Here is a 9,601-nt window from a genome sequence, read left to right as displayed (position 1 = left end):
TCCCAGTGGGTGCCGGGGGCGATCTCGAACGGGCCCATGTCCGGCTCGGTGACAGTGTTCTAACCCTGTTTCTCACTCACGACCAGCCGCGGCAGACCGCTCGACCAAGGACGTTCTTCGGCTTCTTCGTGCCGCTCTCCTCGGCGCCGGGGCCGAACTCGCCGCCCTCGCCCTCATGGCCACCGCCGCCTGGCTCCTGCTCCGCGCCGCCGAACGGCCTCCGCTCGAGGCCCTCACCGTCGCCATCGTCGCCGTCCGGACCCTCGCCCTCCTGCGCGGCGGGCTCCGGTACGCCGAACGGCTCGCCGGGCACGAAGTCGTCCTGCGGTGGCTGGGCGCCCTTCGTACCCGCGTCTACCAAGCCCTCATCCCCGGCGCGCGCTACTCCGGCGGCGACCTCGTCACCCGGCTCGTGTCCGATGTGGACGCTCTGCAGGACGCCGTCCTGCGGTGGCTGCTGCCCGCCGGGGTGGCCGCGCTCGTCGGGGGCGCCGCCGTGGGCGTCACCGCAACCGCGTCCGCCCAAGCCGCCGTCGCGCTCGCCGGCGGACTGCTCGTCGCCGGGGTGCTGCTGCCCTGGCTGGTCGTCCGGCTCACCCGGCGAGCGGCTCAGGACGACGCGCCGAGGCGGGCCGAACTCGCCGAACGGGCCGTCGAACTCGTCACCGGGCACCGCGAACTCGTCGCCGCCGGAGCACTGGAGACAACCCGCGCGCGAGCCACCGGCGTCGTCGATCATCTCGCGAGGAGCGAACGGTACGCGTCGGGCAAGACCGCCCTGCTCACCGCCGCCGGGACGCTCGTCCAGCTGCTCACCACCGCCGCCGTCGCGTTGCTCGCACACGCCTCCGTGCCCTGGACCGCCGCGCTCACCCTGGCCGCCATCACCACCTTCGAGGTCGTCCTTCCGCTGGTCGGCGCCGCCCGCCGCGTCCCCGAGATCCGCGCGTCGGCCGCCCGGGTGAAGGCCGTGCTCACCGAACCCGCCAGACTACAAGGCACCCGACTAGTCCACAATGGACACTTCAGGATCCGGAAAGCCGGCGTCAGGTACCCCGGCCGAGCACCCGCGCTCAGGGACATCGACCTCGACCTCCCGCCCGGCAAGCGCGTCGGGATCCTCGGCCCCAGCGGCGCCGGTAAAACGACCCTGCTCCGGCTCCTCCTCGGCCTCGAGACCCCCACGGACGGCCAGGTCCTCCTCGACGGCCACCCGCTCGCCGAGTACGCCGACCTGCCGGACCTCGTTTCCGGAGCCCTGGCCGACGCCCACGTCTTCCACGCGACCGTCCGGGAAAACCTCCGAATCGCGAAGCCGGACGCCACCGACGAAGAGCTGCGAGAAGCCTGCGCGACCGCCGACTTCGACCTCGGCCTGGACCGCGACACCGGCCCAGACGGCGACGCGCTCTCCGGCGGGCAGCGTCAGCGGCTGATCCTCGCCCGCGCGGTCCTGGCCGCGCCGAAGGTCCTCGTGCTCGACGAGCCGGTCGAAGGCCTCGACCCCTCCCACGGCGACGCCGTCCTGGCGAAAGTCCTCGCCAAGGCCGAGGGCACCGTCGTCCTGGTGACGCACCGCCCCGAGCAGCTCGAGAGCTTCGACGAGGTCCTCACCCTCGAGGACGGGCGAGCACTTCCCGCATCGGCGGCCGGTCCGCGACCCGGACCTCGGTGACGTCCGGCAGCCACTCCTCGTCCACCTGCACGAACTGCGTGAACGGCGCGTCCGCGGCCGGGATCCCGCAGCGCGAAAGCGCCGTGCCCAGGATCTGCCGGGACATCGTGCCCAGCTGTAGCAGCGACCGGTTCCGGTGCTTGCGGACGCCGAGGTTGACCTGCGCGAGCCCGTCGAGGCCGTAGCGCGCCTCGGCGTCGAGCAGCAGCCCGATCTCGACGCCGTACCCGGCCGCGAACGGCACCGATTCCAAGAACTCGCGCGTGCCCGCGTACTCGCCGCCGAGGGGCTGGACCAGCCCGCCGAGCGACGGGCGCAGCGCCGAGAGCACCGGCCGCGCCAGCAGCTCGGTGACGCGGCCGCCGCCGCTGCTCTCCAGCCGCAGCGGACGGCGGTAGAAGCCCTTGACCAGGTGGACGCCGCTTTCGGAGACCAACGGCCCGAGCAGCGACGGCACGAACGCCGGGTCCGGGTCGACGAGGTCGGAGTCGAGGAACACGACGAAGTCGCCGCTGGTCGCGGCCAGCGAGCGCCACAGCACCTCGCCCTTGCCGGGGACCGGCGGCAGGTCGGGCAGGACGTCCTCGCGGCGGACCACCCGCGCGCCGGCGGCCTCGGCGGTTTTGACGGTGGCGTCCGTGGAGCCCGAGTCCATGACGATCAGCTCGTCGACGACGCTGCCGACCAGCGGCCGTATCGACGCGACGACGTCACCGACGGTCCGCTCTTCGTCCAGCGCCGGTAGCACGACCGAAACCGTCCGGTCACCCTTCGCGGTCACGATGTCCTCGGGCGTCCACCCGGGCTCCTGCCACGTACGCCGCTCGAACCAACTCACGAGTAACGATCGTGCCATGCTGGGGTCACCGCACCCGAGGAGGAGGACCACTTGATCGCGCTGCTTGTCCGGTTCGTGCTGGGGCCGCTGGCCAGGGCGGTGTACCGGCCGGAGGTGATCGGCGTCGAGAACGTGCCCACGACGGGCCCGGTGATCCTGGCGGCCAACCACCGCGCGGCGCTCGACACCGGCGTGATCACGTTCGCGACGCCGCGGCAGGTCAAGTTCCTCGGCAAGGCGGAGTACTTCACCGGCAAGGGCCTCAAGGGCAAGCTGATGGCCGGGTTCGTCGGCGGGCTCGGCTACATCCCGGTCGAGCGCGGCAACGCCCAGGCCGGCCTCGCCGCCCTCGAAGCGGCGCGCAAGGTGCTCGACGCGGGTGGCGTCTTCGCGATCTACCCCGAGGGCACGCGCTCCCTGGACGGCCGGCTGCACCGCGGCCACACCGGCGTCGCGGCGCTGGCCCTGGCGACCGGCGCGAAGGTGGTGCCGGTCGCGCTGACCGGCACCGAGCAGCTCCAGCCCGCGGGGAAGCGCATCCCGCGCCCGGCCAAGATCGCCATCACGTTCGGCAAGCCCCTCGACTTCTCGCGCTACGAGGGTCAGGACTACTCGCCGGCGATCCGCCGGTCGGTCACCGACGAGGTCATGTACCAGATCCTGGAGATCTCGGGCCAGGAGTACGTGGACACGTACCACAAGCGGCCGAGCGAAGGCGTCGCCTGAGGCATCACCAGGGCACCGGGCCTTCGTCGTCGACGAAGGTGCCCGTCGGACCGTCCGCGGGGATCGTCGCCATCCGGACCGCCGCCACCGCGCCCTGAGCCGGCGTGCGGTGGCCGGCGTGGCCGTTGAGGTCGGTGGCGCAGAAGCCCGGGCAGACCGCGTTGACCAGGATCCCGTCGGGACGCAGCTCCCGCGCGTACTGCAAGGTCAACGAAGTCAGAGCGGTCTTCGACGGGGTGTAGCCCGCGGAAATCGGCAGCTGCGCGGCGGGATCGGCGTTCCGGGCCAGTGACGCGCCGCCGCTGGAGACGTTGACGATGCGCGGCGCGGCCGACCGGCGCAGCAGGGGCAGCAGCGCGTTCGTGACCGTGAGGACGCCGAAGAAGTTCGTCTCGAAGATCGCGCGGAGCACCCCGAGGTCGGCTGTACTGGGGCTTTGGTGTTCCAGGTCTGTGCCCGGCGGGCGGGCGACGGCGGCGTTGTTGACCAGCACGTCGAGACGGCCGTAGCGCTCTTCGATGTGGGAAGCGGCCGCGGCGACCGACGCGGGGTCGGTCACGTCGAGCACCACCGAGTCGGTGCCCAGCTCCGCGGCGGTCTTCTCGCCGAGTTCGGCGCTGCGGGCGCCGACGACGACGGTGTGCCCGAGGGCGGCGAGCTGCGCGGCGATCTCGCGGCCGATGCCCTTGTTCGCGCCGGTGACCAAAGTGATTTCGTTCATGGCTCCAGCACACCAGCGGGTGCCCGCGCGGGCCAACACCGATGCCGCATCGGCCGATACTCTGGTGGTATGGAGACGCGGGAGCTCGCGTATTTCGTCGCCGTCGCGGAGGAACTGCACTTCGGCCGGGCGGCGCAGCGCCTCGGCATGGCACAGCCTCCGCTCTCGCGCGCGATCCAGCAGCTCGAACGCCGCATGGGCGTGCCGCTGCTGGAGCGCACGAGCCGCGGCGTGACCCTGACGCCGGCAGGTGCGGTTTTCCTTGCGGAGAGCCGCAAGGCGCTCGACGCGGTGGACGCCGCGGTGCGCCGGGCGCAGCGCGCCGGGCAGGAGGTGCCGAAGCTGCTCGTGGCGATGAAGCCCGACGGCGACGCCGGCCTGCTCGAGCGGATCCTCCCCGGTTACCGGGCCGACCCGGACGCGATCGAGGTCGAGGTCGTCGTGTGCGGGATCGGCGAGCAGTCCCGCATGCTGCGCGACGGCCGCGTCGACCTGGCGTTCCTGCACGGCCCGCACGACGACTCCGTCGGGTTCGACACCGAGCTGCTGCTGGAGCAGGACCAGGTGGCGATGCTCGCCCGCGGGCACCGCCTGGCCGACCGGTCGGCACTGGTGCTCGCCGACCTGGACGGCGAGCCGTTCCCGCGCTGGCCGGGCAGCGACGTGAGCGGCCCGGAGGTGCGCGACCCGGGGCAGCTGCTGCAGCTGGTGGCGCTGGGCCAGGTCGTAGCGGTGGTCCCGGAGTCGGCCCGCCGCCACGCGCGCCCGGACACGGTGTGCGTCCCGGTGCTCGACGCGTCCCGGACATCGGTGGTGCTGGCTTGGCCCGACCGGACGCGGTCGCGCGCGGTGGCGGCGTTCGTCCGGGCGAGCACCGCGATCGCCGAGGTCGGGCGCGTGGTGGCGGACCGGTAGAGCATCAGATGCCCGGCGGCTCCTTCGCCCACTTCGGCGGCGCCGGCGGTTCGTACGTCTCGAACCGGTCCAACAGCACCGCCGGGTCGGCGTCGGTCATCAGCAGCTGCCGGTACTCCGGCTTGACGAACCCCTCGGTCACCATGTGGTCGGCGAACGCCACCAGCGGCCCGTAGTAGCCGTCGACGTCGACCAGGCCGATCGGCTTGCCGTGCAGGCCGAGCTGGGCCCACGTCCAGACCTCGAACAGCTCCTCCAGCGTGCCCGCGCCGCCCGGCAACGCGAGAAAGCCGTCGGACAGGGCCGCCATCTTGGCCTTGCGCTCGTGCATGTCCGCCACGACGTGCAGCTCCGACAGCCCGGCGTGCGAGATCTCGACCGACGACAGCGCCTCGGGGATCACGCCGATCACCTCGCCGCCCGCGGCCAGCGCCGCGTCGGCGACCACGCCCATCGTGCCGACGCTCGCGCCGCCGTAGACCAGGCCGATGCCGCGCTGGGCCAGCAGCTTGCCCAGCGCCGCCGCCTGCTCGGCGTAGCGGGGCGAAAATCCCATCGACGAACCGCAGAACACGCAGATCCGGCTCATCAGTGGGTGTCCTCCCATGCCTGGTAGGAGTTCTGCACGACGCTGACGGCGTCGTCGATGTCGTCGGTGACGTGCAGCAGGTCCAGGTCGTGCGGGCTGACCTTGCCCTCGGCCTGCACGGTCTTGGCGATCCAGTCGTAGAGCCCGCCCCAGTAGTCGCTGCCGAACAGCACCACTGGGAACTTCGTGACCTTCTTGGTCTGCACCAGCGTCAGCGCCTCGAACAGCTCGTCGAGCGTGCCGAAGCCGCCGGGCAGGCAGATGAAGGCCTGCGAATACTTGATGAACATCGTCTTCCGGGCGAAGAAGTACCGGAAGTTGACGCCCAGGTCGACCCACGGGTTCAGGCCCTGCTCGAACGGCAGCTCGATGCCCAGCCCGACGGAGAAGCCGCCGGCCTCGGCCGCGCCGCGGTTGACCGCCTCCATCGCGCCCGGACCGCCGCCGGTCATCACCGCGAACCCGGCGTTGGCCAGCGCGGCGCCGATCTTGCGGCCGAGCTCGTACTCCGGGTGGTCGCGCTTGGTGCGCGCCGAGCCGAACACCGTGACCGCGCGCGGGACCTCCGCGAGCGCGCCGAAGCCCTCGACGAACTCGGCTTGGATCCGCAGGACGCGCCAGGGGTCGGTGTGCACCCAGTCGGTCGGCCCCCGCGAGTCGAGCAGCCGCTGGTCGGTCGTGCTGCCCTGGTCACGGCGGTCGCCGCGCAGCACGACCGGGCCCTTCTGGCGCTCGACCGGGCGTTCGGGGTACTGGCCGTCCGGCCATTCAGACTGTTCGCTCACTCAGCCATGCTACGACCTGCCCGCCAGCGAAAATGCCAAGAGGGCCGTGGAGGTGAAGTCGATGGCCGGCTCGTTGCTGGGCCATGAACTCAGGTCGTCCGCGTAGCGACTTCCCTGGCCGGCGAACGATTCATACGGACGGGTGCATTCCTTGGCGCCCGCCGGGAACGGCAGGTCGGCGAAGTTGTCCGCGCCGTTCGGGCCGTTGACGACCGCGCCGTACAGCACTTTCGAAGGTCCGGCGAGGTTCGCGGCCTGGTGGTGCGGGCACTGCGGGAACGTCGTGCCGACGCCGACCACGAGCGACACGCCCCAGGCGTTCGCACCGAGCGTGAAGTCCCGCTGTTGCGCGCCGAAGGCCGCGTAGCGGGTGTCGCCGGTGACGCGCTGGTAGAGCCGCGCGGTGGCCGCGAAGCCGAAGCTCTTGCTGGTGGCGTCGAAGTCGGTGACGTCGACCGCGGTCCGGAATGGACTCTTCTTCGCGGACTCGACACCCGCGTCCAGCTGGCGACGGAGATCCGCGGCCAGCTCGCGGACGCCGAGCGCGGCGCCGGGGACGCCGGTGCGCAGCAGACCGGCGAGGTCGGCGTGGGCGAGCGCGCTGGTGTCGTAGAGGTTCAACGTGCTCGTGTCGTCACTGCCGATGTACGCCTTCGCCCACTTCGCCGCGTCTCGGGCCCAGCCGTTCGCACGCGGGTCTCCGAGCTTGCGCCCGGCCAGCGCGAGCTGCGTCGCGCCGAGCTCCAAGTCGTCCTCCCAGGACGACTCCGGGTAGTAGGCGTGCGGGAACGCGCTGACGAGCTCGCCGACGCCGGTCGTCTTGGCCTGGGCGAACACGGCGGCCGCCTCGGCGAGGTAGTGCCGGCCCAGACGCGGGTCGCGGTGGGCCTGGATCTGCGCGCCGAGCGCGAAGGCGGCGGCGACGCGGCCGGCGAGGTTCGGGGACAGCGGCGCGCCCGCGGGGGCGGCCGCGAACACCGGCCGGTACTTGACGAAGTAGGCGGGATCGCCGGGTTTGACGGTCAGGGCGTCGTCGTCCTGCGGCTCGCGCCAGACGTCGTGGTCGCCGAGGAAGCCGAACTCCTCGCTGCCGGTGCCGATGCCGACCTGGGCGTAGAGCGTCTTGGTCTTGCCGTCCCACATCTTGTCGAGCCAGTCGAGGCCGAAGCGGACCTCCTTCGCCAGCACCGGATCGGGGTCCTCGCGCAGCACGAAACCCAGTTCGGCCAGCGAATACGCGGTGTTGGACGTGAACTTGACGAAGTCACCCGCGTCGACCCAGCCGCCTTCGACGTCGACCGGGCCGCCCTGGGCCGCAGCGGTTCGACGATTTCGTCGCCGCCCTCGCCGGCGAACTTCGGCTCGGCGTAGACGGTCGCCTTCTTGTCCGCCAGGTGCGACGGCTTGCGGTCGAGCCGGCCGGGGACGACGTCGCGGCCGTCGCGCTGGGCCTGGAAGAACTCGGTGGTGGCGCGCACGAGCGGGCGGAACAAGCGGCTCGCGGTGTCGATCCGGAACGGCGGCGACGTCGCGCCGGCGGCCTTGACGCGGTAGGTGCCAGGCCGATCCACAGTGGACAAATCAAGGTCGAATACATTGGCGTACCGCGCGTTCCAGGCGCCGAGGCTCCCGCCCGTGCGGCCTTCCCGGACCGTACGACCCCGGTCGTCGACGACGGTGAACTTCCCCGCGGCGCCGCCGAGCAGGTACGCGTGCTTCGCCTCGCCCAGCGCGTAGCCGACTTGGTCGACGCGCACCTCCGCCGGAGTGGCCGCTTCGGCCGGGGTCGCGGCGAGTGGGACGGCGAGCGCGGCCGCCGTCGCGAGGGGAAGCAGGCGCATGGTCGCCCTCCACTTTGTTAGGAAAGTTTCCTATTTAGCGCGAGAACGCTATCCCGGTACGGCCGGGGCGTCAATATGTCCGTTTCCGCGGCGCCGGCGTCGATGACCTACCGTGGGGAGATGACCGAACCGCTCGGCGCGCGGATCCGCCGGCTGCGCGCCGACCGCGGCTGGACCCAGCGCGAGCTGGCCGAGCCGGGGTACGACCGGGGGTTCCTGGCGAAGGTCGAGACCGGCAGCCGGCCGCCGTCGGAGGAGATGCTCGCCTACCTGGCCGGACGGCTCGGTCTGACCGTCGACGACCTGCGGTTCGGCCGTCCCCCGGGCGTCGCCGACGAGCTGCGCGCGTCCCTCGACGAGGGCTACCGCGACCTCGAACAGGGCCGGGTCGCTCTCGCTGAAGAACGGTTCGCGGCCGCCGGGAAGCGGGCCGCGGGCTACCGCCTCGACGACGTCGAGTGCTACGCGCGGTTCTGCCTCGCCGAGGTGAAATGGCAACTGTTCGACGTAGAAGGCGCACAGAAGGAACTGGAGCACGCTTCGGAACTGGCCGAAGCGGCACCGCCCTGGCTGCGGGCGATGATCGTGCACCGCTGGTCGGGCTGCCGGTACCTGAGCGGCGACGCGGGCACCGCGATCGCGCGCGTCGAGGAGGCACTGGCCTCTCCGGAACTCGACCCGGACGCCGAGTTGTGCCTGCTCAGCGCGTTGATCCACCCGCTGATGGAGATGGGCGGACTGCACCGGGCCCAGCGCGCTGCCCTCGCCGGCCGTCAGCTGGCGAAGGCGGCCACCCGGCCGGACTTCGTCGCGCGGTTCCACCGGCAGGCGTCGCAGGTGTGGCAGGCGACCGGGCAGCCCGACCGGGCGGAGCAGGACCTGATCGAGGCGTGCCGCCTGTTCGCGTCGGCGGGTTTCGACCGCGACGCGGCCCGCTGCCGCTGGGCCCGCGGGTACCTGCTGCGCCGGCTGGGCCGCCTGGACGAGGCCCGCGCGGAGCTGACGTCGGCCCGTGACCAGCTCGCGGCGATCGGCGCGGAGGAAGGTGTCGCGGGAGCGACCCTGGAGCTGGCCGAGGTCCGGCTGCGCCAAGGGGCGCCCGCGGAGGCGGCTTCGCTGGTTTCGGAGGTCTGGCCACTGCTGGCCCGGGACGTCGAGTCCCTGGGCGAGGCGACGGGCCTGCTGGGCCAGGTCGCGCAGTCTCGCGGCGACCTCGAGTCGGCGACCCGGCTGCTGCGCGAGGCGGCGGAAATCCAGACCCGGGCGTCACTGCACGGAGCGGCGGTTTCGACGTCCCTGCGCCTCGGCGACGTCCTCCGACAACGTGGTCATCTCGACGAAGCGATCGAGGCCTACCAACGCGGTCTCGACTCGGCAGCAGGCACCGACACCTGACCCTCCAGGTACAGCGGACCAGCCACCTCCGTGGTCCGGGTGAGGGAAGTTTCCTACCAAAGTCTGGTGAATTGGTTCAGACCAGTCCGCGCGACCCGGTTTTCCTGCGGTTTGCC

Annotated in this window: 7 protein-coding genes and 3 pseudogenes; 4 read left to right on the top strand and 6 right to left on the bottom strand. The window is 72.1% G+C overall.

All coding sequences use genetic code 11. The features are described from left to right. Nucleotides 1-100: 100 nt before the first annotated feature. Nucleotides 101-1,675, top strand: a pseudogene (gene cydC, locus AB0M59_RS39010) (thiol reductant ABC exporter subunit CydC); the annotation flags it as partial. On the opposite strand, the gene AB0M59_RS39005 reads toward cydC, so the two are convergent. Further along, the gene (locus tag AB0M59_RS39005; protein WP_364625628.1) at nt 1,611-2,513 is read right to left on the bottom strand and encodes a glucosyl-3-phosphoglycerate synthase; all 903 of its coding nucleotides are present in this window, start codon (nt 2,511-2,513) and stop codon (nt 1,611-1,613) included. The pseudogene cydC and the gene AB0M59_RS39005 sit on opposite strands and share 65 nt — an antisense overlap. A 51-nt stretch (nt 2,514-2,564) precedes the next feature. Between AB0M59_RS39005 and AB0M59_RS39000 the strand changes: the two genes are divergently transcribed. Beyond that, nucleotides 2,565-3,239 carry a lysophospholipid acyltransferase family protein gene (locus AB0M59_RS39000; RefSeq protein ID WP_364625625.1) on the top strand — a complete coding sequence of 225 codons (675 nt, stop codon included), beginning with the start codon at nt 2,565-2,567 and terminating at the stop codon, nt 3,237-3,239. A 4-nt stretch (nt 3,240-3,243) separates the two neighbouring features. Here AB0M59_RS39000 and AB0M59_RS38995 read toward each other — a convergent pair whose 3' ends face one another. Beyond that, nucleotides 3,244-3,960 (bottom strand): SDR family oxidoreductase, encoded by a 717-nt coding sequence (locus AB0M59_RS38995; protein WP_364625622.1) that lies wholly within the window; start codon nt 3,958-3,960, stop codon nt 3,244-3,246. Nucleotides 3,961-4,029: 69 nt separating this feature from the next. Here AB0M59_RS38995 and AB0M59_RS38990 point away from each other — a divergent pair, with 69 nt between their 5' ends. After that, nucleotides 4,030-4,875, top strand: a complete 846-nt coding sequence (locus tag AB0M59_RS38990) for a LysR family transcriptional regulator (RefSeq protein WP_364625619.1) — start codon at nt 4,030-4,032, stop codon at nt 4,873-4,875. Between the two features lie 4 nt (nt 4,876-4,879). Here the strand turns inward: AB0M59_RS38990 and AB0M59_RS38985 are convergent, their stop codons facing one another. The 4 genes and pseudogenes from AB0M59_RS38985 to AB0M59_RS38970 form a co-directional block, all read right to left on the bottom strand. After that, a complete protein-coding gene (locus AB0M59_RS38985; protein WP_364625617.1) occupies nt 4,880-5,464 on the bottom strand; it encodes a TIGR00730 family Rossman fold protein in 585 nt (194 codons plus the stop codon). Continuing rightward, nucleotides 5,464-6,249: a TIGR00730 family Rossman fold protein gene (locus AB0M59_RS38980; protein ID WP_364625614.1), complete on the bottom strand. Its 786-nt coding sequence runs from the start codon at nt 6,247-6,249 to the stop codon at nt 5,464-5,466. Before AB0M59_RS38980 ends, AB0M59_RS38985 begins: the two co-directional genes overlap by 1 nt. A 9-nt stretch (nt 6,250-6,258) precedes the next feature. Then, a pseudogene (locus AB0M59_RS38975) lies at nt 6,259-7,506 on the bottom strand (glycoside hydrolase family 9 protein); the annotation flags it as partial. Between the two features lie 326 nt (nt 7,507-7,832). After that, nucleotides 7,833-8,090: pseudogene (locus tag AB0M59_RS38970) on the bottom strand (cellulase N-terminal Ig-like domain-containing protein); the annotation flags it as partial. A 120-nt stretch (nt 8,091-8,210) separates the two neighbouring features. Between AB0M59_RS38970 and AB0M59_RS38965 the strand changes: the two are divergent. Then, the gene (locus tag AB0M59_RS38965) at nt 8,211-9,485 is read left to right on the top strand and encodes a tetratricopeptide repeat protein (RefSeq protein WP_364625611.1); all 1,275 of its coding nucleotides are present in this window, start codon (nt 8,211-8,213) and stop codon (nt 9,483-9,485) included. Nucleotides 9,486-9,601: the final 116 nt, after the last annotated feature.

The organism is Amycolatopsis sp. NPDC051371, from assembly GCF_040682155.1.
Classification (GTDB): domain Bacteria; phylum Actinomycetota; class Actinomycetes; order Mycobacteriales; family Pseudonocardiaceae; genus Amycolatopsis.
The sequence above is the reverse complement of the archived record's forward strand: the minus strand, read 5'-3'. Positions and strand labels throughout refer to the sequence as shown.

What these genes read in the sequence shown, in the direction of transcription:
- AB0M59_RS38995 (WP_364625622.1), bottom strand. Translation starts at nt 3,960, where the DNA reads ATGAACGAAATCACTTTGGTCACCGGCGCGAACAAGGGCATCGGCCGC.
- AB0M59_RS38990 (WP_364625619.1), top strand. Translation starts at nt 4,030, where the DNA reads ATGGAGACGCGGGAGCTCGCGTATTTCGTCGCCGTCGCGGAGGAACTG.
- AB0M59_RS38985 (WP_364625617.1), bottom strand. Translation starts at nt 5,464, where the DNA reads ATGAGCCGGATCTGCGTGTTCTGCGGTTCGTCGATGGGATTTTCGCCC.
- AB0M59_RS38965 (WP_364625611.1), top strand. Translation starts at nt 8,211, where the DNA reads ATGACCGAACCGCTCGGCGCGCGGATCCGCCGGCTGCGCGCCGACCGC.